Below are 26,209 nucleotides of genomic sequence, written 5' to 3' on the forward strand. Positions count from 1 at the left end.
GGGCTGTCAGTTGTCACGACTCTTTTGCCAAATCCTGATGGCAACCACCAGAGACCAAATGAACGCAGCCAGTGCAAAAAGCAAAATCAGAATTTCGTAACGCGCGGGTAAACCAAGGCCCCGCACAATCACTGGTGCGAACACAGACAACAAAGCGGCCCCTGCAATGACAAGGGCCGCGATACGGCCCTGACGGGCCAGTTTCGGATCAAGCCGATCAGACATGCGTTAGTACACGTCGCCTTTACCGACCTTCTTGGAGAACTCGGTTTCACCGCCCTCGGCAAGAATCTTGGCCTGCGCGACCCAGTCGTCGCGGCTGACACGGCCCTTGAAACCCTGCAGGTTCTGATCAACCCAGGCCACCTCGTCGGCACCCCAGCCTGCAACCTGATCGAAATGATAGAAGCCCATTGAATGCAAAAGCGCCTCAAGCTTTGGCCCGACGCCCTTGATCTCTTTCAAGTTGTCAGGACCGCCCTCGCGTGCGGCGGAAAGCGTCTCGGGCTTGGTGCCATCGCCCGGCGCAGCGGCTGGCTCGGCGGCTTTTTCTTGGCCGCGGGTTTCTTGGCAGCTTTCTTCGCCTTTGGCTTTTCGTCGGCCTTCGGCTCAGCCTCGTATTTCCATTCGCCCTTGCGCGCCGCTAGATCAGCTTCGCCCGGCAACGGTGTCGAAGGTTTGATCTCCGGCTCGGCAGTTGCGGCGGTAGACGCTGCAGTGGCTTGAGCCGACGATTTTGCAGCGGGGCGCGGAGCCTCTTCCGGTTTCGCCGCGTCAACTGATGCTTCGCCGACCGCCGGTAGCGGTTTGCAAATGATCCAGCTGAGAAGCGCACCGGCGACGACAAATACAACGACGCCCATAAACACGCCCTGCATAAACGTCCAACCGCCCAGCACCATCAGCAGCATCGCTGCCAAAACACCACCCAGCAGCGCGATCAGCCAGCAGCCCACTGCGCAACTGATCATTCCCTCGTTCTTGTTCATAACGATACCTCTCCTGTTTAAGGATGTTATTCTTTATAGATATCGTCTTTTTTCGCGCGTTGGGAAAATTCTGTCTCTTCTCCCCGCGCGAGGGCCTGCGCCTGCGTGACCCAATTGTCACGGCTCACCCGACCTTTGAAGCCCACGAGGTTCTGATCCGCCCAAGCGACTTCGTTATCACTCCAGGCTGCGATCTGGTCATAATGGAACACTCCGATGCCGTTCAAAAGACCTTCGAGCTTGGGTCCGACGCCTTTGATCAGCTTGAGATCGTCCGCTCCGCCATCGCGTGCTTTCGAAAGCAACGTGGGTTTTGTCCCCGCGGGGACAGGGTTACCCTTTTGTTTTTCCTTGGATTTATTCTTCGTTACCGGTGCGTCCGCTTTGGGTTTCGCCTTGGCCTTCGCCACCTTAGCGGCAGGCTTTTCGTTGGCGTTGCTGGCATCCTCCGATGCGTTCGCCTTCCCCCATGGTGCCAGCAATGGCACCTCGGCCCCGTCGATACGCTTGACCGTGTCGCCAATGTCCGTCGCGAGCTGAACAGAGGCGTTGTATTTCGTATGCCCGCTGTCAAATTCCTTCAGGCTGGTCAGACCGCTCAAGGGCTCTGATGCATAGCGCCCGTTTTGCGGTCCAGGCGTCGGTACTTTGCCGTCGGCCAGTTCGTCAATGATCTCGCCCATGCGGGCGGCGGTCAGGTCCTCGTAATAATCCTTGCCGATCTGGGCCATCGGCGCGTTGGCGCAGGAGCCGAGGCATTCGACTTCCTCCCATGAAAACTTGCCATCGGCGGACAACTGATGGGATTTCGGGGCGATCTTGTCCTTGCAGACGGCGACGAGATCTTCAGCCCCGCAGATCATGCATGACGTGGTGCCACAAACTTGAATATGTGCCACGGATCCAACGGGTTGTAGTTGGAACATGAAGTAGAAAGAGGCCACTTCCAGGGCGCGGATATAAGCAAGATCGAGCATGTCCGCGACCGCTTCGATCGCCGGACGGGTCAGCCATCCCTCTTGCTCTTGCGCGCGCCAAAGCAGCGGAATGATGGCGCTGGCCTGACGGCCTTCGGGATACTTGGTGATCTGCGCTTCGGCCCATGCCTGGTTGTCCGGGGTGAACGCGAAGCTGTCTGGTTGTTCTGAGTGGAGACGGCGGAGCATTATGGTCTTCCCTTGGTCTGCGTGGAAACTGCGGGAGCCTCCGGCGGAAGTTTATTTGGCAAGATGAAGGTGGATCAGCGATCAATTTCCCCGAACACCACGTCCATGGTGCCGATGATCGCGGCGACGTCGGCCAATTGGTGCCCTTTGGAGATGTAGTCCATCGCCTGGAGGTGCAGGAAGCCCGGCGCGCGGATTTTGCAGCGGTAGGGTTTGTTGGATCCGTCGGCCACAAGGTACACGCCAAACTCGCCCTTGGGCGCTTCGACCGCACAATACACTTCGCCCTCGGGCACGTGGAACCCTTCGGTGTAGAGTTTGAAGTGGTGGATCAGCGCTTCCATCGACGTTTTCATGTCGGTGCGTGACGGCGGAGTGATCTTGCCGCGCGCCAGAATGTCGCCAGGGCAATCCCGAAGCTTGCCGATGGCCTGCTTGATGATCGACACCGACTGGCGCATTTCCTCCATGCGCACGAGGTAGCGGTCGTAGCAGTCGCCGTTCTTGCCCACAGGGATCTGGAAGTCGAATTCGTCGTAGCATTCGTAGGGCTGCGACCGGCGCAGGTCCCAGGCGAGGCCACTGCCCCGCACCATCACGCCCGAGAAGCCGTATTTCAGGATGTCATCCTCGGTCACGATGCCGATATCGGCGTTGCGCTGTTTGAAGATGCGGTTTTCGGTCAGGAGGCCGTCGATGTCCTCCATGAAGCCGGACATGAACTTGTGGGCCCATTCCTCGATATCGTCGAGCAGTTCGGGCGGCAGGTCCTGATGCACACCGCCGGGGCGGAAGTAGGCTGCGTGCAGGCGCGCGCCGCAGGCCCGTTCGTAGAAGATCATCAACTGCTCACGCTCTTCAAAGCCCCAGAGCGGCGGTGTCAGCGCGCCCACGTCGAGCGCTTGAGTCGTGATGTTGAGAAGGTGGTTCAGCACACGGCCAATCTCGCAGAAGAGGACGCGGATCAGGCTGGCGCGCCGGGGCACTTCGACGCCCGTCAGCTTTTCGATGGCCAAACACCAGGCGTGTTCCTGGTTCATGGGTGCGACGTAGTCGAGCCGATCGAAGTACGGCAGGTTCTGCAGGTAGGTCCGGCTTTCCATCAGCTTTTCGGTGCCACGGTGCAGCAGGCCGATATGCGGATCGCAGCGTTCCACGATCTCGCCGTCAAGTTCGAGGACCAGCCGCAGAACCCCGTGCGCCGCAGGGTGTTGCGGGCCGAAGTTGATATTGAAATTGCGGATTTTCTGTTCGCCTGTGAGGGCGTCGTCAAAACCCTTGGTGCCGTCCATCATGCGGTTTCTCCTACATTTCTCAGCTTATGCTTAGAAAACTAAGCATCGAAGGTTTTTTAAAAAACGGCATTACCGCGAGACCCAAGCCAGCTGCCGCAATCCCCGTATTGATCAGGTCAAACCACATCACCGCTTCTCCAGCTCTTGCAGCTTCATCGCCATGATCCACAGCAGCACGATGGTGCCCACGGGCAGGATGCAGAACAGCGCCCAATACTGGTTGATCCCGAAATGGGGCAACAGCTTGAACATCGGGATGATGCTTGCTGCGGCAATGAGGAGCCACCAGATCATGTCCACTACTTCGCCTCCGCTTCTTTTTCATCGCCGGGAAGGATGTATTCGGCCCCTTCCCAGGGCGACATGAAGTCGAACTGGCGGTATTCCTGAACGAGGCTGACGGGTTCGTAGACAACCCGCTTTTCGGCCTCGTCATAACGGACTTCGGTATAGCCCGTCGTCGGGAAATCCTTGCGCAGCGGATAGCCGCGAAAGCCATAGTCCGTCAGGATGCGCCGCAGGTCCGGGTGGCCCGAGAACAGGATGCCGAACATGTCGAACACTTCGCGTTCGAACCAGTTGGCCGATGGGTGAATGTCCACGATTGACGGCACCATCTGATCCTCGCGGATCGACAGGCGCAGGCGGATGCGGTGGTTCTGGTACATCGACAGGAAGTGGTAGACGACGTCGAACCGTTTGGCCCGGCCGGGGTAGTCGACGCCGGTGATATCTACGAGCGACGAAAACTTGCAGGTGCTGTCAGAGGTGATGAATTCGACAAAGCCAGTCAGGCTGGACGGGGCCACGTCGATGTTCAGCTCGCCATGGGTGACGTCCCACGCCAGCACGCAATCGGGGCGCTTGGCTTCGAGATAGGTGCCAAGTTCGGTCATTGCTTCGGACATGAGGACCCCCTAGCGGACGATGGTGCCAGTGCGGCGGATTTTGCGTTGCAGCTGCAGGATGCCGTAAAGCAGCGCCTCGGCTGTGGGCGGGCAACCGGGGACGTAGACATCAACCGGGACGATCCGGTCGCAGCCGCGCACCACGGAATAGCTGTAGTGATAGTAACCACCCCCGTTGGCGCAAGAGCCCATGGAGATAACGTAGCGCGGCTCGGGCATCTGGTCATAGACTTTGCGCAGCGCTGGCGCCATCTTGTTCGTCAGCGTACCAGCCACGATCATCAGGTCGGACTGGCGCGGGGAAGCGCGGGGCGCGGTGCCGAACCGTTCGAGGTCATAGCGCGGCATGGAGGTGTGCATCATCTCGACCGCGCAGCAGGCGAGGCCAAAAGTCATCCAGTGCAGCGAACCGGTGCGTGCCCAGTTGATGATGTCGTCGGTCGACGTGAGCAGGAAGCCTTTATCCTGCAGCTCGGCATTCAGGGCCTGCGCGGCGTGGTCCTTGTCTCCACCTACATAGGCGGGACCGGCGGTGTCTGTCATTGCCATTCCAGCGCCCCCTTCTTCCATTCATAGGCAAAGCCGATGGTCAGAACGCCCAGGAACACCATCATGGACCAGAAACCGACCATGCTCACATCCTTGAAGGCCACGGCCCAAGGGAAGAGGAAGGCGATTTCGAGGTCGAAGATGATGAACAGGATCGACACGAGGTAGAACCGCACATCAAACTTCATACGCGCGTCATCAAATGCGTTGAACCCGCATTCGTAAGCCGACACTTTTTCAGGGTCCGGATTGCGTACAGCAAGGACCACAGCAGCTAGGATCAGGACAAGTCCGAGGCCAATGGCGACGGCCAGAAATACGAGAATGGGGAGATACTCCCGCAACATCTCTTCCACGTTGGGCTCCTTTTCTTGGCGCGAGCGTGAGTGCGCCAGGTCAAGTGGCATGATTGGCTGACAACGGGTTTACGCGCGCCACCCGGCAGGGTCAATAAAGGCAGGTGCACGAAGACGCGGAAATTACCGGGTGATTTCGACGCAGCGTCTTCAGATAAATGTGATCGACGCGTCGCTCCTGCTCCACTCGGCGAGCGTCAGCCCTTCCTTCGGCGCGTAGAGCTGAACGTGCAGCGCCTGGCTTGGACGACCTGGCGCGCTGACCGATACCGCGCCGGACCTTGCGCCATCACTGGCGAGCCGCTGCGCGACGTGAGGCAGTGTCAGCAGTTCCTGATATGTAAGTTCCAAATCCGCCCGAAGTGCCGCATTGGCAAAGACCAGTTCGCCTGCATCATTGTGAACAGTGATGGCTTTGCCGCTTGTCTCGGCAAGCGTAGTCAGGATTGCGTCGTTTTCGGCCAGCGCATCACTCAGCGCCTTTTGCTCGTATCGCAGCATAAGGCGCTCAATTTTACTGCCGATCAGGTCAGCAATTGTCTCGAGATAGGCGAGCTCTTCATCACTCCAGATGCGCGGCGCACTTGAGAGCACGCACACGGCGCCGATTGGGTCGCCTTCGTTCAACCGAACAGGCACCCCCAGGTAAGCGCCTATGTTCAGGGTTGTCGTAACCGGCGCGTGGCGCCAGCAACTATGGCTTGGAACATCAACCACACGCAGCGGCGCCCGGATTTTCACCGTGTACGTGCAGATCGTGTCCTGCGCGGCAAACAGGCGATCTTCGAGCCGCGTTGACTTGGTCGAATGACCCAAAGCAAGGATCGCGTCGTCTTGCCGTACACTGATCATGCTTGTTTGGCAGTTCAGCTTCGTTTTTATGGCGCGCGCAAGTTTATCAAACTCGTCCGTATGGCTGAAATCAAATGCAAAATCTGCCATCTTTCTAGATCCACTACGCAACCCGTCATGCGCAGTATAGCGCAGCGTACTCAATGAGAAATATCGAAATGTTGACGCTAGGTAAAACAAAAACGATCCGAAGGGCTGACCCGCCCATCGGACTTTGCGTTTGCGTCCAACGATTGCACAAACGATTGCTTTGAGTCACGCAGCAATCACATCAGTATTATATCCGAGCCACCGCTGGCGCGTCTCAATTCATGGATGCTCTGCAGCTCTGGGTCGGCTTTCCAGGCTTCAGCGGCAGCGCGATCAGGAAACCGCAGGACCGCAAGCACGTCTGGCATCACTGGCGCGCCCTCAAGTGCAATCGGATCAGGAGAAGCCTGCACCACTTCCCCACCGTGGCGGGCAAGTGCATCAGCAGCCTGCTCACGATATTGAGCCAGGCTTTCCGGGTTTGTGATCCGCATCATAACGACGGCATGCGTGGTCATGGTTTCCATCCTTTGCTTTTGGAGTTTCCACATATCTTGACCACGTCCAATCTGTGAGGAAAATGAGAGTATTTGCGCAAACCATGTGCAAAAATGATCAATCGTGGCAGTGAGGACGAGGGCGACATGGATTGGAATGATCTGAAATATGTTCTTGAAACAGTTCGGCACGGCGGCATAAGCGGCGCATCTCGGTCGCTTGGGGTCAATCACGCCACCGTCTCACGCCGGATTTCGGCAGCAGAAGCGGCGCTTGGAACATCACTTTTTGACCGCCGCCCCTCTGGATATGTGCCCACACAAGCCGGCCGTGATGCAGCCAGCACCGCAGAAGCATTTGAAATCGAGCATGCCAGCCTGTCGCGTGCGATTGCCGCACGCGATGTTGCCCTGAGCGGTCCGCTGACCGTAACAGCACCCCATTTGATGGTGCAGTCTGTGCTTGCGCCAATCCTTGGCGATTTTGTGCAAGCGCACCCCGACATCGAGCTGACGATCATAGGCAGCATTGAAACGCTGAACCTTGCAGAACGCGAAGCTGACGTGGCCATTCGGATTTCAGACACCCCCGATCCGGATCTGGTTGGGCGGCAGGTTGCGGTGCAGAAATCCGCTGTTTATGCGAGCAAAGCCTATATCGCAAAGCTGGAAAGCGACCCAAATCGTTGTTTGCGGTGGTTGCGCTTTCTGCATTGGCAGCCGACGCCCAAAGAGGTGCTGACCATTTATCCGAACACGAGAACCTTTATGGCCCTTGATGACATGGTGGCCATGCTGGGGGCGATACGGGCCGATCTTGGAGCATCGCGTGTTCCTTGCATTCTGGGCGACACTGATCCGGACCTTGCCCGGGTGCCCGGCCTCCCGCTTATGCCTTACCTGCCTATATGGGTACTGACGCACGCAGATTTGCGTGCCGTGCCGCGCATCGCCACCTTTACCGAATTCGTCTCAACTGCGCTGCGCCGGAAACGTTCTGCCTTTGCCGGTGCGGACGAAGACTAGGCCCGCACCCAGGTTGCTTTGCGCTTGGCAAAGAAAGCGTCAATGCCTTCTGCGGCCTCTTCCGTTTCCCAGCGTGCTTTCAGTGCTGCAATGGACGTGGCAATCGTCTGGTCATCAATCCGGGGACCAAACTCCCGCGCCAATGCCTTGGCGGCGGCGACGGCGCCGGGTGCACAGTTCAGATACGGGGTCACTTCGTCCTCGACGGCTTGCATCAGGTCATTCGCCGGGACCGATTTGGCCAAAAGGCCGAGCTCAACCGCTTCGGATGCATCGAAGAGCCGCGAAGACATGAACACGCGCCGGGCGCGTCCTTCCCCCATCCGCGCGACCACATAGGGGCCGATTGTTGCTGGAATAATGCCAAGCCGAGTCTCGGTCAGTCCCAACTTAATGTGATCAGCCCCTATCGCCACATCGCAGACCGACGCCATGCCAACCCCGCCCCCAAAGGCATTGCCATGCAAGGCGCCGATGAGGGGCTTCGGCATTGTGTTCAATGCGTGCAGCATGTGGGCGAGCTTGCCGGCCTCGTGCGCTCTTGTGTCCGCATCCGACTGCATCTGCTCACGCATCCAGCCCAGATCGCCACCCGCGCAGAAGGTTTTGCCTGCGGCGGCAAGCACGACAACACGAACAGCGTCGTCGCTGCCCAGCACCTTGGCTGCCTTGTGCAGGTCCGCAATCATGGCCGCATTCATCGCATTGTGCTTGTCCGCACGGTCCAGCAGCAGCGTTGCAACACCGCGTGGATCGACAGTGATCGAAAGAGTGTCAGTCACGGTTCTTTTCCTTGCCTTATGCGGTATTGCGCATGCTGCGCGCCAACTCGGCAGCTTCTTCGATCAAGGTTTGATCAAGCCCGGTCTCGTATCCCAGACGTGTCAAATGCGCAGCCACCGCTTCAGTCGCAACATTGCCCGCCGCCCCTGGCGCATAGGGGCATCCGCCCAGACCACCAACGGCGGCGTCAAAGACCCGAACACCCAGCGCAAGAGATGCGTCGATGTTGTCGAGCGCCTTTCCATTGGTGTCGTGGAAATGCCCGGCAAGACGGCCCACTGGCACCACGTCACGCACGGCAAGCAGCATGCGCGCGACCGCGTCTGGCGTGCCCTGCCCAATGGTGTCCCCTAAACTTATTTCATAGCAGCCCATGGCGAACAGGCGGTCCGCGACGCGCGCTACTGCCTCGGGGTCAACCGCGCCGTCGTAGGGGCACTCCACCACGCAAGACACATAGCCGCGTACTGGCAGATCAACGGCGCGCGCGGCATCGATGACGGGGGCAAACCGATCCAGTGACTCGTCGATACTGGCGTTTATGTTGGCGCGCGAAAAACCTTCGCTGGCCGAGCCGAACACTGCAATCTCATCCGCGCCAGCGGTGCGTGCGTCATCAAAACCGCGCATGTTCGGGGTCAAGGCGGCATATCGGATGCCGGGTGCGCGGGTGATGCCTGCCAGCACCTCGGCGCTGCCCGCCATCTGTGGCACCCATTTGGGGCTGACAAAGCTTGCACATTCGATCCGCCGAAAGCCTGCAGCGCTCAGTTTGTCGACCAGTGCGATCTTGTCGGCAACCGGGATCTCGCCCGCTTCGTTTTGCAGACCGTCACGCGGTCCAACTTCGTAGATTTCAACCGCGTCCATTCATGCCTCCCAAGCAGGATAGAAGTCTTGATCATAGAGCCGGTCGGACACATCCGGCAAACTTGCCTGAAATGCCGGGCGGTCGGTGATCCGCTCAAACCAGCGCGCCAAGGCTGGATGATCATCAAAGGTGCGGAAGTACCGCGCCATATAGACAGCCTGCCCAACGGAAACATCCGCAGCAGAGAAACCTGACGTTAGCAGATAATCGCGTTCAGCCGACGGGTCACACAAGCGAGCCTCGATCGCGTCATAACACTTTCCCAGACGCGCCGCCTCAAGCTTCATGACGGTCGGGCTGCGCATTTTGTCATCGTAAAGTACGATGTGCTGCTGTGTCAGCGCCGCGGCGTGCTGGCTGACCGTTTCCGCAAAGTGCACCCAGACCAACCAATCCATGCGCTCAGGCGTGCCGGGGCTGCGGCCAAGACCGTCAGGGCTGAAACGCTCGCACAGATACTGTGTGATTGCACCGGTTTCGAACATGCGGTGACCGTCAATCTCAAGCGCAGGGACCCGCCCAGCGGGGCTGAGGTTCAAGAACTCCGGGGCGCGCAACGACTTGTCAAACGGGTGCACGTGGACCCGAAAGTCCAAATCCAATTCGTGCAGCAACCATAGCGACCGCATGGACCGGGTTTGGGGGCAGTGATGCAGCGTGATCACGCCTGATCCTCCAACCGCACCAGCGCAGCGCCAGCGACCACCTGATCGCCTGCGGACGCCAATACCTCGGCCACCGTTCCATCGCGGGCCGCCAGTAGGACGTGCTCCATTTTCATCGCTTCGAGAATGGCGAGCCTATCGCCTTCGGCCACAACCGCCCCCGGTGCAGCGAACACCGCCTTGACCAGACCGGGCATCGGTGCCTCGACCACATTGCCGTCACCCGCTGCCGTGGCGTTCACATTCAAAGGATCGACAATTTGGAACGCAATTCCATAGCCGTCAAAGACCGTGGCGATACCATCGGCAACGTGCACATCCGGAGCGAGTTGACCACCGATCGTCCATTGTCCCTGCCGTCGCTCGGCCAACACATCGGGTCCATCAATATGCCAGCGCTGCGTGTCCTGATCCAGAACCTCGACACAGCACTCCAATACATCGTCGCCATACATCAGCGGTACCGAGCGTCGCAATGGCTGCCAGAGAGTGAACCCGGCGTTGGAGACAACGCCATCCAGACCGGACACAGCCATCGCAGCCGCAATGGCGTGCCTTGGCTGAACCTCTGATAGCGTTGTCAAGACATCAATGTCGCGCGCAATCAGGCCGGTATCTACCTCGCCAGCCGCAAAGCCCTCGTGCCCCGCCAGCGCGCCAAGGAAAGCAAGGTTGGTCACCGTGCTCGCGACCTGTGTCTTTGCCAGTGCTTGCGACAAGCGTTTCAGCGCAATATCGCGCGTCGGCCCGTGCACGATGACCTTGGCGATCATCGGATCGTAATGCGCGCTGATCTCATCCCCTGCACGCACGCCGCTGTCAGCGCGCGCCATGTCCGGGAAACTCAGATGCGTCAGTGTCCCCGTTGCCGGCAAGAACCCGGCTGGCACATCCTCGGCGTAAAGACGTGCCTCAAAGGCATGGCCCGAAATCGCCAGATCATCTTGTGTGGCAGGCAAAGGCTCCCCGCCGCGACGCGCAATTGCCATTCGACCAGATCGACGCCGGTGATCGCCTCGGTCACCGGGTGCTCGACTTGCAGGCGCGTGTTCATTTCCATGAAAAAGAAGCCGTCTGGGCGCAGCGGGCCGGAGCCATCAACGATGAACTCAACCGTCCCTGCCCCCTTGTAACCGATGGCTTCCGCTGCCCGCACGGCGGCAGCCCCCATCGTCGCCCGCATCTCGTCTGTCATGCCGGGCGCTGGCGCCTCTTCAATGACCTTCTGGTGACGGCGCTGCAGCGAACAGTCGCGTTCAAAGAGATGCAGAGCGTTCGTACCGTCGCCAAAGACCTGCACTTCGATATGGCGGGGGTGCGTTACGAATTTTTCGACCAGCACATCCGGGTTGCCAAAGGCGGTCTGCGCCTCGCTTCGGGCGCTGGCGAGCGCGTCTGCAAAGTCGGCTGCACGTTCCACGAGGCGCATACCTTTGCCACCGCCGCCTGCAACAGCCTTGATCAGAACGGGATAGCCCATCTTGCCCGCCTCAGCCGCCAAAAGGTCATCGGACTGATCCGCGCCATGGTAGCCGGGCACAACGGGTACGCCCGCTTCGACCATCAGGGCCTTGGCCGCGTCCTTGAGCCCCATGGCCCGGATCGCTTGGGCCGATGGCCCGATAAAGGTCAGGCCCGCCGCCTCGACCGCTTCCACGAACTCCGGGTTTTCGGAGAGAAAGCCATAGCCGGGATGAATGGCTTGCGCACCAGTGTCTAACGCAGCTTGGATGATGGCATCGCCCTTCAGGTAACTGTCAGCAGGTGCTGCACCGCCGATGAGCGTAGCCTGGTCAGCCATTTGCACATGCTTTGCGGCGGCGTCCGCTTCGGAATACACCGCCACACACCGCACACCCATGGCCTGAGCGGTTTCCATGACACGGCAGGCAATCTCGCCCCGGTTTGCAATGAGGATTGTACCAAACATCAGCAATTCCTCACATCCGGAACACGCCAAAGCGTGTGTCCTCAATCGGTGCATTCAGGGCCGCAGACAGGCTGAGATACAAAACGTCCCGCGCTTTGCGGGGATCAATCACGCCGTCATCCCACAATCGCGCGGAGGCGTAGAGCGGATGCGACTGTTCCTCGAACATATCTATGGTCGGCTGTTTGAACGCGGCCTCTTCCTCGGCTGACCACGTGCCCCCGCCCCGCTCGATCCCGTCCCGTTTCACAGTGGCCAGCACACCCGCAGCTTGTGCGCCGCCCATGACCGATATGCGCGAGTTCGGCCATGACCACAGGAATCTTGGGGAATAGGCGCGCCCGGCCATGCCGTAATTGCCCGCGCCAAAGGATCCACCGACAAGCATCGTCACCTTCGGCACCGACGTGGTCGCCACCGCCGTCACCATCTTGGCCCCGTGGCGCGCGATCCCTTCGTTTTCGTATTTCTGGCCGACCATGAATCCCGTGATGTTTTGCAGGAACACCAATGGAATCTTGCGTTGCGAACACAGCTCGACAAAATGCGCACCTTTCTGGGCGGCTTCGGAAAACAGCACACCGTTGTTGGCGATGATGCCGACGGGCACGCCCTTGATATGGGCAAAACCACAGATCAGCGTTTCGCCAAACCGCGCCTTGAACGGATCGAAGCGTGAACCGTCAACGACCCGCGCAATCACCTCGTGAATGTCATAAGGTGTGCGCAGGTCGGCAGGCACGACACCAAGGATTTCCTCGGGGTCATAAGCAGGTTCCTCAACACTTTGCAGCGTGACGGCGGTCGGCTTGCGCAGGTTGAGGTTGCCAACGCTTCTACGCGCCAAAGCCAGTGCGTGCGCATCATCCTCGGCCAGATAGTCGGCCACACCAGAGAGACGCGTGTGTACGTCGCCGCCACCAAGGTCTTCGGCACTAACCACCTCGCCCGTGGCGGCCTTGACCAGTGGCGGCCCGGCCAGAAAGATCGTGCCCTGTTCCTTTACGATGATTGTCACGTCGGACATGGCAGGGACATATGCACCACCTGCCGTACAAGACCCCATGACGACCGCAATCTGGGGAATGCCCTTTGCACTCATCTGCGCCTGGTTGAAGAAGATGCGCCCGAAATGATCACGATCCGGGAACACCTCGTCCTGATTGGGGAGGTTCGCACCACCGCTGTCGACCAGGTAGATGCAGGGCAGATGGTTCTGTTCCGCGATCTCCTGAGCCCTCAAATGCTTCTTGACGGTCATCGGGTAATAGGTGCCACCCTTCACGGTGGCGTCGTTGCACACCACCATGACCTCGTGCCCCATGACGCGCCCCACACCTGCAATCACCCCGGCACAGGGTGCCGCGCCGTCATAGAGCCCGTGCGCGGCAGTCGCCCCAACCTCAAGGAAAGGCGAACCGGGGTCCAACAGGTTTGCCACACGATCACGCGGCAACATCTTGCCGCGACTGATGTGCCGGTCGCGTGACCGTTCGCCGCCGCCTTGCACCGCCGCGTGCGCCGCCTCTTCAACAACGCGCAAAGCGTCCAGATGCGCCGCGCGGTTGGAACGAAAATCGTCGGACCCGGTCAGGACCGAAGAGGTCAGGCGCATGGCAGAACTCCGTATGTAGAGAGATTGGTGGACAGAATGTCGCAACCGAAACTTGTCTGCGATTGATCTGGATCATCGCGAGAAATTGCCGCTTGGGCAAAAGATACGCAGGAACTCAAAAACAGGTGAAAAAAGAGATGAAACACACCAATAGATTCGTGATCGCCGCCTGCGCAGCGCTGGCTCTTGCCGGTGGCGCATCCGCTCAATCGAAAGGAGATTGGACCCTTGGTGTCGGTCTGGGTGGGGTTTTCCCCGACTCTGACAATGGGACCGTTGCCTCTCAAACTGCAGATGTCGATGACGGCTATGCGCTGACCATTACCGGTGAATACTTCTTTGCCGACAACTGGGGCATAGAACTTTTGGCCGCAACCCAATTTAAACACGACGTATCCTTGTCCACCTCGGGCGATATCGGGTCGGTCAAACACCTGCCTCCGACCTTGTCGGTCAACTATCACTTCCCCACTGATACCGCCTGGAAACCCTATCTGGGTATCGGTGTGAACTACACCACCTTCTCGGATGAATCCTCGCCTCTTGGCGACCTTAAACTGGATGACAGCTGGGGCGTCGCCGTGCAGGCCGGTGTCGACTATGCCATCAGCGATCGTGATGCGTTCCGTGCCAACATCCGTTGGATCGACATCGACAGCGATGTGACCTTGGACGGCGCAAATATCGGCACTGCCGAGATTGACCCGATCGTTCTGAACTTCGCCTATGTGCGGCGCTTCTAAAGTCAAGGCGCGCATCACTCCTGCACCTCGCGGATTGCGCGCGCCTTGAGCTCTTTACGAATAACCTTGCCTGTGACAGTCATGGGCAAGGCATCCAGAAATTCGATTTCCCTTGGATATGAATAGTTTGCGAGCCGGTCTTTGACGAAAGCTTGCAAAGACTTCGCATCCGGATGCCTGCCCAGTTTGGGCACAACGTAGGCTTTGACGATCTCAGTCCTCAGTGCGTCGGGCTTTCCTACAACACCAACTGTTGCAACGTCCGGATGCGTCAGCAGACAGTCTTCAATCTCAGCCGGTCCAATTCGATAACCGCCTGACGTGATAACATCGTCATCGCGTCCAACAAACCGGATATCGGGCCCGTCTTGTTGACCACGATCCCCGGTCAGCATCCACTCGCCTCGAAACTTGTCTGCTGTGGCCCCCGGGCGCTGCCAATACTCAAGCATCATTGATGGTGCGCCACGCCTGACCGCTATGTCGCCCTCACCTTCCGTTATGCTGCCATCCTCATCGATGATCGCCACATCAAACCCGGGCACCGGGCGGCCCATGCACCCGGACTTGCTCTCGTACTGTGCGGCGCAGGACGTCACCACCATGTTGCATTCCGTCTGGCCGTAAAACTCGTTGATCGTAACACCCAGCGCGTCCCGACCCCAGGCGAGCATTTCCGCGCCCAATGGTTCGCCGCCGCTGGCAACCGACCGCAATCCGCTAATCCGAGCGCCCTCGGCCTTCAACATGCGCAGAGCCGTTGGAGGGAAAAACACATTCCGTACAGATGCTTGCTCGATAGTTTTCAGGCAACCTTCCACGGTGAACTTTGGCATGCGTGCGGCGACAACGGGCACGCCCAAGGCAAGCCCCGGCATCAACACGTCAAAGAGGCCGCCAATCCAGGCCCAGTCGGCAGGCGTCCACAAACAATCACCCGACTGACCCAGCTCATCATGGCTGAGCGAGACACCGGGCAAGTGGCCGTCCAGAACCCCGTGCCCATGCAGTGCACCCTTCGGGCTCCCAGTGGTGCCCGACGTGTAGATAAGAACAGCCGGAGTTTTTGCCGTCGCAGATGCGAAAGGCACAGGATCACCCGGCATGCCCGCCTGATCCGCCTGCCAGCACCGGGCCAACTCTCCGACCAGTGCGGCACCTTCCCGGTCGGTCAGAACCAAGGAAACAGCCGCATCGCTGATACGAGACCGCAACGCGTCATGCTTGAATAACTTGAACAAAGGCACTGAAATCGCGCCAATTTTCCAGATCGCCAGATGCGCCGCAGCGCACCAAGGCGACTGTGACAACAACACGCCCACGCGATCACCCGGTCTCACCTCGGCTTGCAAAGCCCGAGCCAATCCATCCACCATCGCGGACAAATCGGCATAGGTCACGTCGATACGACCCGCTGGTGCGAGATCAATGATTGCGACCTGCTCGTCAGGATGCTTCAGGCACTGGGCAGCCATATTCACGCTCCGCCCTCCTGATCAACCAGAGAGACCCGCCCCCACCGGTCCACGGCATAAAGGGATGCGCCGCAACGCACAAAAAAGACGGCGCTGTCATCCCCGGGCCATCCCACGCATTCGCGACTGTCGCCGCCATGCGTTGCCACATGTGCATCGGCCACAGCCTCGATCACACCAGTCGCGTCCAGGTTCACCTGCCGCTGGCCCAGCCAGAAGCCACCGAGCGCAGCCAGAACAACCAAAGTGGCTGTTGTAATGATAACCTGGCGCGGCATCACATCATGGCCGAAACCAGCTCACGCCCCACCAGCATGCGCCTGATTTCCGATGTTCCCGCCCCGATTTCCATCAGCTTTGCGTCACGGAAAATCCGCGCAACGGGTGCATCGTTCAGGAATCCTGCGCCACCCATGGCCTGAACGGCCTGATGCGCCTGTTTCATGGCTTCCTCGGACGCATAGAGACAGCATGCAGCCGCGTCCTGCCGAGTGACCTCGCCCCGATCACAGGCCTTGGCGACTTCGTAGACATAGGCGCGGGACGAGTTCATCGCGGCATACATGTCTGCGATCTTTCCCTGCATCAATTGGAAGTTTCCGATGGGCTGACCGAATTGCTTGCGTTCGGTGACATAGGGCATGACCTCATCCAGACATGCCGCCATGATGCCCAGTCCGATCCCTGCCAGAACAACCCGTTCATAGTCCAAGCCAGACATGAGGACGGCCACGCCGTGCCCCTCTTGCCCAAGAATGTTTTCGAACGGGACCTCGACATCTTCAAAGATCAACTCACCCGTGTTCGACCCCCGCATACCAAGTTTGTCAAAATGTGGGGATGTGGAGAACCCGACCATACTGCGTTCGATCAGGAATGCTGTCATGCCCCGGGCACCGGCGTTCGGATCAGTCTTGGCGTAGACAACCAGCGTATCGGCGTCCGGTCCGTTGGTGATCCAATACTTCGTACCGTTCAGGATAAAGCGATCATTGCGTTTCTCGGCATGCAGTTTCATCGACACAACGTCCGAGCCAGCGCCAGCTTCCGACATGGCAAGTGCGCCGACATTTTCCCCGCTGACCAATCCGGGCAAGTACTTTGCCTTCTGCTCGGGGGTGGCATTCAGTTTGATCTGGTTCACACAAAGGTTCGAATGCGCACCGTAGCTGAGAGAGACCGAAGCGCTGGCCCGTGCGATTTCCTCGACAGCGACCGTATGGGCGAGATAGCCCATGCCCGCCCCACCGTCTTCCTCTGACACGGTAATGCCAAGTAGACCAAGCTCACCCATCTCGGGCCAAAGTTCGGGCGGAAAGCTGTTGTCCGTGTCGATCTTGGCCGCAATCGGTTTCACACGATCCTGCGCCCAACGATGGACCATATCGCGCAGCGCGCCGATCTCGTCACCCAGATCGAAAGTCATTGATGCGTGGAACATGGGTCCTCCCCCGATATTCGCCCGTAAATTGAACGCACGTTCAATAATAGCGAGGAAGGATTTCAGTGTCGAGTCCCGGTCAGTGGTCCACGAATTCCCGAAGACTCACGTGGCCATCGCCGTCGGCGTCCAGAAACTCGATGATCTCAGGGGCCTTGGCCGCGCTCTGCATCCCGATGGCCGCGCGGCATTTCGCACTTACCTTGGCCTCATCCAAACGATACGCCGCTTCAAGCTCGCTCAGTGTGACAAACCCGCTGTTGTCTGTGTCGGCATCAACAAAGTCGTTTGCTCTCTGACGTTCAAAGGCGGCTACGTATTCCTTCAGCGTCACTTCCCCGTCACCATTTGCGTCATAAAATTCCATATGCCCATCGGCCAACTTCTCGGGTGTGGCGGTCCAGCGTTCTTCCCATTGCGTGCCTTTGCACGCACGTGGAATGTCTGCCTGTGCAATTTGATGGGTCATGTCCGCCACAAGTTCTGCGCGGTCGACCACACCATCCCGATTGGTATCCAAGGAGCGAAAGTTGCCCTTGAAATCAGTTTTGGCTTCCGCTCCGGCAAGAGAGACGGCGATCAGGACAGAAGCGGTGAGAGCGGCCGGCGCACCGGCAAAGACGAATTTTCGCCACATGGGAACCTCATTGAATAAAAGATGAGGCACGGCATCTTCTGCAATCAGCCTGCGCAGGGCAGCGCTCATGGATTCGCCCCGCGCAGCCGCACGGGCTGCAAAGGCGGATTTTTCACTCAGGCTCACCCGAACTTCGAGGGTCTCAGACTTCTTCTCTGTGCGCATAGTCGATAGCTTTTGGTCAATGTCGTGCTGCTGAACATAAGCCGCACGGAATGCACCAAATGCTATCACCAACGTGCCGGGACGCACGCCAATTCGTGTCCGGACAAAGCATTTGAGCCCGCTAGAGCGGCGCCCATCCGCCTATTTACCCACGTTCAGGCCGTCATGCGATTGTTGATACGGGTGACTTCGTCCCGAATGATCCGGGCAATCAACGCGCAGTCTTCCAGACTGAACGTCAAGGGAACACGCATATCCACGATGCCCGCCAGCACCCGGTCACTGGCCGCCATCGGTTTTGAAGGGGCATAGCGCCAGCTGTCATAGCGACTGGTGAACGCAACCGGTTCTGCTGCGCCAAACCATTTCAATTCAACACCACGTGCAGCGCATCGGCTAATGACTTCGCGCACCGCGGATGCAGCCCAATCCAGCAAAAGAAACTGAATGGACGACCCAACAATCGTTTCTGCCTTGGGACGATCAATTACGGTCAGGCCGGGCGTGTCACGCAAACCGTCCTCAATCGCATAGTAGCGGTCGTTCCAGCGCTGACACTGCGTTGCAATATCCGCAATCTGTGGGCGCAGGATTGCCGCGCGCAAGTTGTCCATACGCCCCGAAATGTTGGGTGTGTGGTATTTGATGTCGTCGAACGCCTCTTTCGGCGGGGCGGCAAGGTGACGCTCGAACAGCATGTAGCTGCCGGACAGCATTACGGCCTTGGCCGCCAGATGCGGATCATCAGTGACCAGAAATCCGCCCTCACCCGAATTGACATGTTTATAGGTCTGGCACGAATAGCACCCGATGGCCCCATGCCGCCCCGAGGCGACACCGTTCCATGCGGCCCCCATAGTGTGGGCGCAATCCTCGATCACCGTCACATCGGCGGCATCGCACATGGCCATCAAGCGGTCCATATCGCAGATATGCCCGCGCATGTGACTGAGCAGAAGCACCTTGGCCTGGTCCAACTTGCCTTCGAGATCATCCAAGTCGATGGTCAGGCTTTCAGTCACCCCAACAAACACAGGCACGGCACCAAGCGATGCAATCGCACCAGGCACCGGCGCGAGGGTAAAGGCATTTGACAGCACCTTGTCCCCTGCCTGCACCCCGACCGCACGCAGGGCCGTCGCCATGGCATACCCGCCCGATGCCACCGCAAGGCAGTATTGCGCCCCGACCTCGGCTGCAAACTCCTGTTCCAGCAGCGCCGTTTCCGACAACTCGCCTTCGACCGTGTTGTATCGGTGCAAGCGGCCATGCCGCATAACTGCAATCGCCGCCTCAATCCCCGCTTCGGGAATGGGCTCTTGCTGGGTGAAGCTGCCTGTAAAATGCTCTGTCATGGTGGTGTTTGTGAGATGTGGCGCAGAACCCGTCAAGACATCCTGCTCTTATTTCATGTTCCGAAAGCGAACCTGCGGGATTAGGCCAGTGGGCGCAGCGCGGTGACAACGCTGGGCAGTGCGGCATAGTTGTCCAGCAACGCTTCGGGTTCCAAAGCCGCCATATCCTCGCCAGACGGTCCAAAAGTCACCAGCACCGATGGCACACCTGCTGCGCGGGCAGTGTTCCGATCGGTGTCACTATCACCCACCAGAATGCAGGTCTGCTGATCGACGCCCAAACGGCGTGTTGCCTCGAACAAAGGTTCTGGATCAGGCTTGCGTACGGGCAGTGTATCGGCCCCGACCAGGCTGCCGAACGCATCCCGCACACCAAGGTCCTGCATCAACTGTTCCGCCAACCCTTCAGGTTTGTTGGTGCAAATGCCGATGGCATAGCCCTGATCGGACAAGACCGCGATGGCTTGCATTACCCCGGGGTACAGTGTTGTGCGGCTGCTGATGTCAGCCGCATAGGCTTCGAGGAGTACGGGGTAGTATTTGTCGACCACCGCATCATCCATCTGCTCCACACGTGTCAGGCCAGTGCGCAGCATCATCCGCCCGCCCCGCAGCGCGACACCCGCATCGTCCGGCCCCAGAACATCACCCAAACCCATGTCGCGAAAACAGTGATTGGCTGCAGCCAACAGGTCCCCACTTGTGTCTGCCAACGTGCCATCCAGATCGAAAATCACCGCCGCCATACGTCGCCCCTTCTGGCGGATGACCGCCCATTCCTGTTGCAAGCCGAAATCTTCTTTGATTGCCACACGCTTGCGCCTTTGCGCCCAGCGGATAAACAGGGCCAAACAAAAATACAAAGAGAAAGCCATGAGCGTTGCACTAATCATCCTGGCCGCGGGCAAAGGCACACGGATGAAATCGGACCTGCCCAAGGTCCTTCATCCCATTGCTGGCGCCCCGATGCTGCACCACACGCTCAGGGCCGGATCAGCCCTCGAACCCGCACACACAATCGTGGTCGCAGGACACGGCAGCGATCAGGTGCGCGCGTCAGCGATGGATTTTGACCCAAGCGTTCATGTGGTACTTCAGGAAGAACAGCTTGGCACCGGCCATGCCGTGGATCAGGCCCGCGCAGCGCTTGAAGGATTTGAGGGCGACGTGGTTGTCGTCTTTGGTGACACACCCTTTCTGCAACCCGACACCCTCACCCGTATGGTTGAGGCCCGGCGCACCCACGATGTCGTCGTACTGGGCTTTGACATCGCCGAGTTGCAGCCCCGCTACGGACGTCTGGTCATGGACGGAGACCGGCTGGTCAAGATCGTCGAATACAAGGATGCCACCGAAGACGAACGGGCCATCCGCTTTACCAACAGCGGGTTGATGGCCTGTGACGCAAAGGTGCTGTTCGAGCTTCTGTCTGAGGTCACAAACAACAACGCATCAGGCGAATACTACCTAACTGCCGTGCCAGAACTGGCCAATGCGCGCGGACTGAAGGTCACGGCGGTGAAGTGCGATGAGGCCGAAACCCTGGGTGTCGACAGCCGCTCTGACCTAGCGGATGCTGACGCCATCTTTCAGACCCGCGCGCGCGCTCAATTGCTGGACAGCGGCGTGACAATGATGGCCCCCGACACGGTTTATCTGTCCTTTGACACCGTCGTCGGGCGGGATGCTTTGATCGAGCCAAATGTGGTCTTCGGCCCCGACGTGACCGTTGAAAGCGGCGCCACCATCCGCGCCTTTTCGCATCTGGAGGGGTGCCACGTGTCGCGCGGTGCGATCGTTGGCCCCTATGCCCGCCTGCGCCCCGGTGCCGAGCTGGCCGAGGATGTACGCATCGGCAATTTCGTCGAGGTCAAGAACGCGACACTGGCCACCGGAGCGAAGGTCAATCACCTGTCCTATATCGGCGACGCATCGGTGGGCGAGGCCAGCAATATCGGCGCAGGGACCATCACCTGCAACTACGACGGCGTCATGAAACACCGGACCGAGATTGGCGCACGTGCCTTCATCGGGTCCAATACGATGCTTGTGGCGCCTGTGTCCGTCGGTGATGAGGCAATGACCGGCTCCGGCTCGGTCATCACATCTGATGTGGAGGACGGCGCCCTTGCCATTGCCCGCGCGCCGCAAGTCGAAAAACCGGGTATGGCCCGCAAACTCTTTGAAATGTTGCGCGCCAAGAAGGCCCGTCAGAGCAGAGGCAGTTAAATGTGTGGAATTGTAGGCGTTCTGGGCGATCATGAAGTGGCCCCCATTCTGGTCGAGGCGCTGAAGCGGCTTGAATACCGTGGCTATGACAGCGCCGGGATTGCAACGATCAACGGTGGTGTCCTTGACCGCCGCCGTGCCGTTGGCAAGCTCGTGAACCTGAGCGACAAGTTGGTGCATGAACCCCTGGCTGGGAAAGCGGGGATAGGTCACACCCGCTGGGCCACACATGGCGGCCCAAGCGAGGGCAACGCGCACCCGCATCGCGCCGGTCCGGTTGCCGTCGTGCACAACGGGATCATTGAAAACTTCCGCGAATTGCGTGCCGAACTGGCCGACGCCGGGATCAGTTTCGAGACCGAGACAGACACCGAAACCGTCGCCCTGATGACGCATCACCACATGCAGCAAGGTGCCGAGCCGGTTGAGGCCGCGTTCAAAACGTTGGACCGGCTTGAGGGCGCATTCGCCCTCGCATTCCTTTTTGATGGGCAGGACGACCTGATTGTCGCGGCGCGCAAAGGCTCCCCCTTGCCATCGGCCATGGCGAGGGCGAGATGTTTGTCGGGTCAGATGCCATCGCGTTGGCCCCCCTGACCGATCGCATCACCTATCTGGAGGAAGGCGACCGCGCGGTTGTTACCCGCCAAGGGGTCGAGATCCGGGATGCTAACGGCACTTTGGCCAACCGGGCGGTACGTCAAATCCAGATCGATGCAGCCCGCGTGGACAAGGCCGGTCACAAGCACTTCATGGCCAAGGAAATCGCGGAACAGCCCAATGTTCTGAACAATACGCTTGCCAATTATCTGGGCAGCGATGGCGAAATCACCCTGCCCGACCCCGGCATCGACTTCAAAAACATTGAGCGGCTGACCATGGTTGCTTGCGGCACTGCATACTACGCCTGCCTGACCGCAAAGTACTGGTTCGAACAGATCGCTCGCCTGCCGGTCGAGGTCGATGTCGCGTCCGAATTCCGCTACCGTGAGCCACCCATCCCCGGCAAAACACTGGCCCTGTTTGTCAGCCAATCGGGCGAAACGGCGGACACCCTTGCCGCCCTCCGCTATTGCGACGGTAAGGCGGACAAGATCGTATCCGTGATCAACGTCCCCGAAAGCTCGATTGCCCGTGAAAGCGACCTCGCCCTGCCGATCCATGCAGGGGTCGAAGTTGGCGTGGCGTCGACCAAGGCGTTCACGTGCCAGTTGACTGTTCTGCTGATGTTGGCCCTGCGCGCGGCGCGGGACCGCGGAGAGATTGACACGGCAACCTTCGCCAATCACGTATCGGCACTGCGCAGCCTTCCATCTTTGATGACGCATGGCATTGACCGAAGCGCTGTGATGAAGCGCACGGCACGCAAACTGGCCGAGGCGCGGGACATCCTGTTCCTCGGACGCGGCGTCATGTATCCGCTCGCCTTGGAGGGCGCCCTTAAACTGAAAGAAATCAGTTACATACATGCCGAAGCTTATGCATCAGGTGAGTTAAAGCATGGGCCCATTGCGTTGGTCGACAAACATGTTCCGGTGGTTGTCATGGCGCCCAAGGACGGGTTGTTCGACAAAACGGTGTCAAACATGCAGGAAGTCATGGCCCGCAAGGGCAAAGTGGTTCTGGTCTCGAACGCGGCCGGTATTGCCGAAGCCGGGGATGGCGTTTGGTCAGAGATCGCCATGCCCGACTGTCCGGATATCGTCGCACCCATCCTCTATGCCCTGCCCGCGCAGTTGCTGGCCTATCACACTGCTGTCGCCAAAGGCACCGATGTGGATCAGCCCCGCAACCTCGCCAAATCCGTGACCGTGGAATGACCCCCGAAGAGGCACTGGATCAGATAAATGCGCATGCCGATGTCGAACGAGCAGCGGGCGCCAAAGCCTATCACAAGTCTGACCGGCTGCATTTGGGCGTGCCGAACCCGGTTCTGAACGACCTGTCCAAGCAATGGCGGCAAGGGCTGGACGTGCCAGCGCGCATCGCCTTGGCCGACGGGCTTTGGCAGACGGACGTTTACGAAGCGCGTGTTGCAGCCGCCAAGCTGTTGACGCAAGCGCGGATCCGGCCCGACGAGGATGCCTGGGCTCTGATCGCGTCATGGGTTCCCGACTTCGACAGCTGGGCCATCGCCGATCACGCCTGCATGGCGGGTCAAAGACGGCTTGTCGCTGACCCAACACGAGTGGATCAAGTCGAAGCCTGGACAGGCTCGGATCACATGTGGACGCGTCGGGCGGCTCTGGTCATTACCCTCCCGTGGACCAAGCAGAACAATCCCAAGCCGCAGGACATTGAAATACGTGACCGCGTACTGAGCTGGGCCGCAACCTATGTGCCGGATCAGACGTGGTTCATCCAGAAAGTGATTGCATGGTGGGTGCGTGAGCTTTCAAAACACGACGTCCCGCGCGCCACAGAATTCTTGGCAACACACGGTGATGCGATGAAACCCTTTGCGCGGCGTGAGGCGGGAAAGTACCTCTGAAAGCCTAGCGCTACGCGCCAAAAACATCCACTTCTGGCAATCCGGTCAAAGGCGCACCCAGCGCCTGCATCGCCTGAAGGGACAGGCGACTGCCTGCTGTGCTGGGTCCGTCAATGGGGATCAATGTGACGTCCACGGTCGTATTGGTTTCGGCATAGTACACGCGGCCACTCTGTTCGACCGACACCAGCGGCGTCTTCAACCACAACCCCGGTTCCGCCGCATTCCCAAGCGATGCAACGGTGCGCCCAAGTGTTCCGATCGACACCTCGGCCGCGTCATCAGGTGCTGCAGCAGATTGTTCATCAACCGCGTCGTCCGCATCAGTTTCCGCCCCTCCCGCCTGTTCATCAACCGGTTGCTCCACCGTTGGCGCGGGCCTGGCACCGCCCGCCCATTGGGGCAGCGCATCGCATGCCGCCACACTCAGAACGCAGACACTCAACATAAACCAGCGCATTCGCATACCTCGACTTTGGTCCATTGTCGCGCAATGCCCCTTGCAGGTAGGCCGCGCGATGCATACCAATTAACCTATGACAGCCCCTTTGATCGACCCCTTCCAGCGCGCCATCACCTATCTGCGCGTATCCGTTACCGACCGGTGCGATTTTCGCTGCGTATATTGCATGTCGGAAAACATGACCTTTCTGCCCAAGAAAGAGTTGCTGACACTGGAAGAACTGGACCGCATGTGTTCGACCTTTGTCGACCTCGGCGTGCAAAAGCTGCGCATTACAGGCGGCGAACCGCTGGTGCGCCGGGACATCATGACCTTTTTCAACGGCATGGGTCGGCATCTTGATGCTGGATCGCTCAAGGAACTGACGCTCACGACAAATGGCAGTCAGTTGGAGCGTTTCGCCAAGGAACTCTATGCTGCGGGTGTCCGTCGGGTGAACGTATCGCTGGATACTCTGGGCGAGGGTAAATTCGCCGACATCACACGTTGGGGCCGCCTGCCCCAAGTGCTGCGCGGCATTGATGCAGCTCAGGCCGCCGGCCTGCGGATCAAGATCAACGCCGTCGCTCTCAAAGGTTTCAACGAAGATGAGTTGCCGACCATCACTCAGTGGTGCGCCGAGCGCGACATGGACCTCACCTGGATTGAGGTCATGCCGATGGGCGACATCGGCAACGAGGACCGTTTGGGCCAATACTGGTCATTGAAGGATGTGCGCGCGCGCTATTCCGAACACTACACGGTCACGGATCTCGCCGAACGCACGGGTGGTCCCGCACGCTATGTCCGGCTGGAAGAAACGGGCCAAAAGATCGGCTTCATCACACCGCTCAGCCACAATTTCTGCGAAAGCTGCAACCGCGTGCGGATCACCTGCACGGGTGAGATATACATGTGTTTGGGTCAGGAAGATATGGCCGGCCTGCGCGCGCCATTGCGTGATTTCCCCGAGGACGACGGCCCGCTCAAGGAGGCCATTCGCGCCGCCATTGCCCTCAAGCCCAAGGGACATGATTTCGACTACTCCCGGCAACGGCTGGATGGGCAGATGCCCCGGCACATGAGCCACACGGGCGGCTAGGACGCCCATGCACCCCACGGCCCTGTTCCGGCTTTACCGCGCCCTCAGCGCGGTGGCCCTACCCTTTGCCGCGCGCTCTGCTGTAAACAAATTGCGGCGGGCTGGGGTTACCGTGGATCGCGCGCATGAACGGCTGGGACACTCCAGTGCTGAACGTCCGCTTGGACCATTGATCTGGTTTCATGGCGCTTCGGTGGGCGAAGCAAAATCGGTGCTGCCGCTGATCAAGCGCATCCGCGATGTGGCTCCGGATGTGCAAGTGCTGCTGACGTCGGGCACCGCCACTTCAGCCGAAGCTGTTGCTCCTCATCTGCCCACAGGCGTCCTGCACCAGTTCAGTCCCCTGGACGGCATGGGTCCCCTCAGCCGCTTTCTGAACCATTGGCGCCCCGACTTGTGTGTACTGGTCGAGATCCGAGTTATGGCCCAACCTGTTGGATATCTGCGCGCAACGGGATTTGCCCGTTGCCCTGCTCAATGCCCGTTTGTCAGATCGCAGCGCGGACGGGTGGAAGAAATTTCCAACCACTGCGTCCTATGTTCTGCGCGGGATAACCTGGGCGCATTGCCAGGACAGGCGGAGCCGTGACCACTTGC

General features: G+C 59.3%; 27 protein-coding genes and 4 pseudogenes. 8 read left to right on the forward strand and 23 right to left on the reverse strand.

Features of this window, described 5'->3' with window-relative positions:
- Positions 1-6: 6 nt before the first annotated feature.
- From ACZ1HN_RS16355 to ACZ1HN_RS16405, 11 genes are all read right to left on the reverse strand, one after another.
- Positions 7-225, reverse strand: coding sequence for a DUF5337 domain-containing protein (locus ACZ1HN_RS16355; protein WP_299742018.1), 219 nt, complete (start codon positions 223-225; stop codon positions 7-9).
- 3 nt (positions 226-228) lie between these two features.
- Entirely contained in the window at positions 229-465 is a 237-nt protein-coding gene (locus ACZ1HN_RS16360; protein ID WP_472728267.1) for a hypothetical protein, read from the reverse strand.
- Entirely contained in the window at positions 462-989 is a 528-nt protein-coding gene (locus tag ACZ1HN_RS16365) for a hypothetical protein (RefSeq protein ID WP_472728268.1), read from the reverse strand. The genes ACZ1HN_RS16360 and ACZ1HN_RS16365 overlap by 4 nt, the downstream gene beginning before the upstream one ends.
- Positions 990-1,015: 26 nt before the next feature.
- Entirely contained in the window at positions 1,016-2,155 is a 1,140-nt protein-coding gene (gene nuoE, locus ACZ1HN_RS16370; RefSeq protein WP_472728269.1) for an NADH-quinone oxidoreductase subunit NuoE, read from the reverse strand.
- A 74-nt stretch (positions 2,156-2,229) separates the two neighbouring features.
- A complete protein-coding gene (locus tag ACZ1HN_RS16375) occupies positions 2,230-3,447 on the reverse strand; it encodes an NADH-quinone oxidoreductase subunit D (RefSeq protein ID WP_472729339.1) in 1,218 nt (405 codons plus the stop codon).
- A gap of 129 nt (positions 3,448-3,576) precedes the next feature.
- Entirely contained in the window at positions 3,577-3,744 is a 168-nt protein-coding gene (locus tag ACZ1HN_RS16380) for a hypothetical protein (protein WP_299201149.1), read from the reverse strand.
- 5 nt (positions 3,745-3,749) lie between these two features.
- Entirely contained in the window at positions 3,750-4,358 is a 609-nt protein-coding gene (locus ACZ1HN_RS16385; protein ID WP_299200636.1) for an NADH-quinone oxidoreductase subunit C, read from the reverse strand.
- Between the two features lie 9 nt (positions 4,359-4,367).
- Positions 4,368-4,901 carry a NuoB/complex I 20 kDa subunit family protein gene (locus ACZ1HN_RS16390; protein ID WP_472728270.1) on the reverse strand — a complete coding sequence of 178 codons (534 nt, stop codon included), beginning with the start codon at positions 4,899-4,901 and terminating at the stop codon, positions 4,368-4,370.
- On the reverse strand, positions 4,898-5,263 hold the full coding sequence (locus ACZ1HN_RS16395; protein WP_299549776.1) for an NADH-quinone oxidoreductase subunit A: 366 nt from the start codon (positions 5,261-5,263) through the stop codon (positions 4,898-4,900). The genes ACZ1HN_RS16390 and ACZ1HN_RS16395 overlap by 4 nt, the downstream gene beginning before the upstream one ends.
- Positions 5,264-5,413: 150 nt before the next feature.
- Complete coding sequence (locus ACZ1HN_RS16400; RefSeq protein WP_472728271.1) at positions 5,414-6,205, reverse strand: GAF domain-containing protein; 792 nt, start codon at positions 6,203-6,205, stop codon at positions 5,414-5,416.
- A 176-nt stretch (positions 6,206-6,381) separates the two neighbouring features.
- Entirely contained in the window at positions 6,382-6,663 is a 282-nt protein-coding gene (locus ACZ1HN_RS16405) for a DUF1330 domain-containing protein (RefSeq protein ID WP_299699273.1), read from the reverse strand.
- A gap of 93 nt (positions 6,664-6,756) precedes the next feature.
- Between ACZ1HN_RS16405 and ACZ1HN_RS16410 the strand changes: the two genes are divergently transcribed.
- Positions 6,757-7,668, forward strand: coding sequence for a LysR family transcriptional regulator (locus tag ACZ1HN_RS16410; protein WP_472728272.1), 912 nt, complete (start codon positions 6,757-6,759; stop codon positions 7,666-7,668).
- On the opposite strand, the gene ACZ1HN_RS16415 is transcribed toward ACZ1HN_RS16410, so the two are convergent.
- The 5 genes and pseudogenes from ACZ1HN_RS16415 to ACZ1HN_RS16435 form a co-directional block, all read right to left on the reverse strand.
- Entirely contained in the window at positions 7,665-8,450 is a 786-nt protein-coding gene (locus ACZ1HN_RS16415; protein ID WP_472728273.1) for a crotonase/enoyl-CoA hydratase family protein, read from the reverse strand. The two genes, ACZ1HN_RS16410 and ACZ1HN_RS16415, sit on opposite strands and share 4 nt — an antisense overlap.
- 16 nt (positions 8,451-8,466) lie before the next feature.
- Positions 8,467-9,321, reverse strand: coding sequence for a hydroxymethylglutaryl-CoA lyase (locus tag ACZ1HN_RS16420; RefSeq protein WP_472728274.1), 855 nt, complete (start codon positions 9,319-9,321; stop codon positions 8,467-8,469).
- Positions 9,322-9,987: a glutathione S-transferase family protein gene (locus ACZ1HN_RS16425; protein ID WP_472728275.1), complete on the reverse strand. Its 666-nt coding sequence runs from the start codon at positions 9,985-9,987 to the stop codon at positions 9,322-9,324.
- Positions 9,984-11,917, reverse strand: a pseudogene (locus ACZ1HN_RS16430) (acetyl/propionyl/methylcrotonyl-CoA carboxylase subunit alpha). Before ACZ1HN_RS16430 ends, ACZ1HN_RS16425 begins: the two are co-directional and overlap by 4 nt.
- Positions 11,918-11,927: 10 nt before the next feature.
- Entirely contained in the window at positions 11,928-13,532 is a 1,605-nt protein-coding gene (locus tag ACZ1HN_RS16435; RefSeq protein WP_472728276.1) for a carboxyl transferase domain-containing protein, read from the reverse strand.
- A 137-nt stretch (positions 13,533-13,669) separates the two neighbouring features.
- On the opposite strand from ACZ1HN_RS16435, the gene ACZ1HN_RS16440 reads away from it, so the two are divergent.
- A complete protein-coding gene (locus ACZ1HN_RS16440; RefSeq protein ID WP_472728277.1) occupies positions 13,670-14,275 on the forward strand; it encodes an OmpW/AlkL family protein in 606 nt (201 codons plus the stop codon).
- 14 nt (positions 14,276-14,289) lie between these two features.
- Here ACZ1HN_RS16440 and ACZ1HN_RS16445 read toward each other — a convergent pair whose 3' ends face one another.
- From ACZ1HN_RS16445 to ACZ1HN_RS16470, 6 genes are all read right to left on the reverse strand, one after another.
- On the reverse strand, positions 14,290-15,750 hold the full coding sequence (locus ACZ1HN_RS16445) for an AMP-binding protein (protein ID WP_472728278.1): 1,461 nt from the start codon (positions 15,748-15,750) through the stop codon (positions 14,290-14,292).
- A gap of 2 nt (positions 15,751-15,752) precedes the next feature.
- Positions 15,753-16,028 carry a hypothetical protein gene (locus tag ACZ1HN_RS16450; RefSeq protein WP_472728279.1) on the reverse strand — a complete coding sequence of 92 codons (276 nt, stop codon included), beginning with the start codon at positions 16,026-16,028 and terminating at the stop codon, positions 15,753-15,755.
- Positions 16,028-17,191, reverse strand: a complete 1,164-nt coding sequence (locus tag ACZ1HN_RS16455; RefSeq protein ID WP_472728280.1) for an isovaleryl-CoA dehydrogenase — start codon at positions 17,189-17,191, stop codon at positions 16,028-16,030. The genes ACZ1HN_RS16450 and ACZ1HN_RS16455 overlap by 1 nt, the downstream gene beginning before the upstream one ends.
- 79 nt (positions 17,192-17,270) lie before the next feature.
- A complete protein-coding gene (locus ACZ1HN_RS16460; RefSeq protein ID WP_472728281.1) occupies positions 17,271-17,993 on the reverse strand; it encodes an EF-hand domain-containing protein in 723 nt (240 codons plus the stop codon).
- 155 nt (positions 17,994-18,148) lie between these two features.
- Positions 18,149-19,348 carry a DegT/DnrJ/EryC1/StrS family aminotransferase gene (locus ACZ1HN_RS16465; protein WP_472728282.1) on the reverse strand — a complete coding sequence of 400 codons (1,200 nt, stop codon included), beginning with the start codon at positions 19,346-19,348 and terminating at the stop codon, positions 18,149-18,151.
- A gap of 80 nt (positions 19,349-19,428) precedes the next feature.
- On the reverse strand, positions 19,429-20,094 hold the full coding sequence (locus tag ACZ1HN_RS16470; protein WP_472729340.1) for an HAD-IA family hydrolase: 666 nt from the start codon (positions 20,092-20,094) through the stop codon (positions 19,429-19,431).
- 127 nt (positions 20,095-20,221) lie between these two features.
- On the opposite strand from ACZ1HN_RS16470, the gene glmU reads away from it, so the two are divergent.
- The 3 genes and pseudogenes from glmU to ACZ1HN_RS16485 all read left to right on the forward strand — a co-directional run bounded on the left by glmU (position 20,222) and on the right by ACZ1HN_RS16485 (position 24,068).
- A complete protein-coding gene (gene glmU / locus ACZ1HN_RS16475; RefSeq protein WP_472728283.1) occupies positions 20,222-21,577 on the forward strand; it encodes a bifunctional UDP-N-acetylglucosamine diphosphorylase/glucosamine-1-phosphate N-acetyltransferase GlmU in 1,356 nt (451 codons plus the stop codon).
- Positions 21,578-23,397: pseudogene (glmS, locus tag ACZ1HN_RS16480) on the forward strand (glutamine--fructose-6-phosphate transaminase (isomerizing)).
- Entirely contained in the window at positions 23,394-24,068 is a 675-nt protein-coding gene (locus tag ACZ1HN_RS16485) for a DNA alkylation repair protein (protein ID WP_472728284.1), read from the forward strand. Before glmS ends, ACZ1HN_RS16485 begins: the two are co-directional and overlap by 4 nt.
- Positions 24,069-24,078: 10 nt before the next feature.
- Here ACZ1HN_RS16485 and ACZ1HN_RS16490 read toward each other — a convergent pair whose 3' ends face one another.
- Complete coding sequence (locus ACZ1HN_RS16490) at positions 24,079-24,528, reverse strand: hypothetical protein (protein ID WP_472728285.1); 450 nt, start codon at positions 24,526-24,528, stop codon at positions 24,079-24,081.
- A gap of 76 nt (positions 24,529-24,604) precedes the next feature.
- On the opposite strand from ACZ1HN_RS16490, the gene moaA reads away from it, so the two are divergent.
- The 3 genes and pseudogenes from moaA to ACZ1HN_RS16505 form a co-directional block, all read left to right on the forward strand.
- Entirely contained in the window at positions 24,605-25,612 is a 1,008-nt protein-coding gene (gene moaA / locus ACZ1HN_RS16495) for a GTP 3',8-cyclase MoaA (protein WP_472728286.1), read from the forward strand.
- Between the two features lie 7 nt (positions 25,613-25,619).
- A pseudogene (locus ACZ1HN_RS16500) lies at positions 25,620-25,940 on the forward strand (3-deoxy-D-manno-octulosonic acid transferase); the annotation flags it as partial.
- A 70-nt stretch (positions 25,941-26,010) separates the two neighbouring features.
- A pseudogene (locus tag ACZ1HN_RS16505) lies at positions 26,011-26,193 on the forward strand (glycosyltransferase N-terminal domain-containing protein); the annotation flags it as partial.
- Between the last annotated feature and the right edge of the window lie 16 nt (positions 26,194-26,209).

This window comes from Tateyamaria sp. GN1-10 (assembly GCF_055693845.1).

Excerpts from the sequence above, each read along its gene's own strand:
- ACZ1HN_RS16450 (WP_472728279.1), bottom strand. The coding sequence starts at position 16,028 with ATGCCGCGCCAGGTTATCATTACAACAGCCACTTTGGTTGTTCTGGCT.
- ACZ1HN_RS16440 (WP_472728277.1), top strand. The coding sequence starts at position 13,670 with ATGAAACACACCAATAGATTCGTGATCGCCGCCTGCGCAGCGCTGGCT.
- ACZ1HN_RS16390 (WP_472728270.1), bottom strand. The coding sequence starts at position 4,901 with ATGACAGACACCGCCGGTCCCGCCTATGTAGGTGGAGACAAGGACCAC.
- ACZ1HN_RS16490 (WP_472728285.1), bottom strand. The coding sequence starts at position 24,528 with ATGCGCTGGTTTATGTTGAGTGTCTGCGTTCTGAGTGTGGCGGCATGC.
- ACZ1HN_RS16385 (WP_299200636.1), bottom strand. The coding sequence starts at position 4,358 with ATGTCCGAAGCAATGACCGAACTTGGCACCTATCTCGAAGCCAAGCGC.
- ACZ1HN_RS16445 (WP_472728278.1), bottom strand. The coding sequence starts at position 15,750 with ATGGCTGCCCAGTGCCTGAAGCATCCTGACGAGCAGGTCGCAATCATT.
- nuoE (WP_472728269.1), bottom strand. The coding sequence starts at position 2,155 with ATGCTCCGCCGTCTCCACTCAGAACAACCAGACAGCTTCGCGTTCACC.
- ACZ1HN_RS16400 (WP_472728271.1), bottom strand. The coding sequence starts at position 6,205 with ATGGCAGATTTTGCATTTGATTTCAGCCATACGGACGAGTTTGATAAA.
- ACZ1HN_RS16455 (WP_472728280.1), bottom strand. The coding sequence starts at position 17,191 with ATGTTCCACGCATCAATGACTTTCGATCTGGGTGACGAGATCGGCGCG.
- ACZ1HN_RS16380 (WP_299201149.1), bottom strand. The coding sequence starts at position 3,744 with ATGATCTGGTGGCTCCTCATTGCCGCAGCAAGCATCATCCCGATGTTC.
- glmU (WP_472728283.1), top strand. The coding sequence starts at position 20,222 with ATGAGCGTTGCACTAATCATCCTGGCCGCGGGCAAAGGCACACGGATG.
- ACZ1HN_RS16485 (WP_472728284.1), top strand. The coding sequence starts at position 23,394 with ATGACCCCCGAAGAGGCACTGGATCAGATAAATGCGCATGCCGATGTC.
- ACZ1HN_RS16460 (WP_472728281.1), bottom strand. The coding sequence starts at position 17,993 with ATGCGCACAGAGAAGAAGTCTGAGACCCTCGAAGTTCGGGTGAGCCTG.
- ACZ1HN_RS16410 (WP_472728272.1), top strand. The coding sequence starts at position 6,757 with ATGATCAATCGTGGCAGTGAGGACGAGGGCGACATGGATTGGAATGAT.
- ACZ1HN_RS16420 (WP_472728274.1), bottom strand. The coding sequence starts at position 9,321 with ATGGACGCGGTTGAAATCTACGAAGTTGGACCGCGTGACGGTCTGCAA.
- ACZ1HN_RS16375 (WP_472729339.1), bottom strand. The coding sequence starts at position 3,447 with ATGGACGGCACCAAGGGTTTTGACGACGCCCTCACAGGCGAACAGAAA.
- moaA (WP_472728286.1), top strand. The coding sequence starts at position 24,605 with ATGACAGCCCCTTTGATCGACCCCTTCCAGCGCGCCATCACCTATCTG.
- ACZ1HN_RS16465 (WP_472728282.1), bottom strand. The coding sequence starts at position 19,348 with ATGACAGAGCATTTTACAGGCAGCTTCACCCAGCAAGAGCCCATTCCC.
- ACZ1HN_RS16365 (WP_472728268.1), bottom strand. The coding sequence starts at position 989 with ATGAACAAGAACGAGGGAATGATCAGTTGCGCAGTGGGCTGCTGGCTG.
- ACZ1HN_RS16435 (WP_472728276.1), bottom strand. The coding sequence starts at position 13,532 with ATGCGCCTGACCTCTTCGGTCCTGACCGGGTCCGACGATTTTCGTTCC.
- ACZ1HN_RS16355 (WP_299742018.1), bottom strand. The coding sequence starts at position 225 with ATGTCTGATCGGCTTGATCCGAAACTGGCCCGTCAGGGCCGTATCGCG.
- ACZ1HN_RS16405 (WP_299699273.1), bottom strand. The coding sequence starts at position 6,663 with ATGACCACGCATGCCGTCGTTATGATGCGGATCACAAACCCGGAAAGC.
- ACZ1HN_RS16470 (WP_472729340.1), bottom strand. The coding sequence starts at position 20,094 with ATGGCGGCGGTGATTTTCGATCTGGATGGCACGTTGGCAGACACAAGT.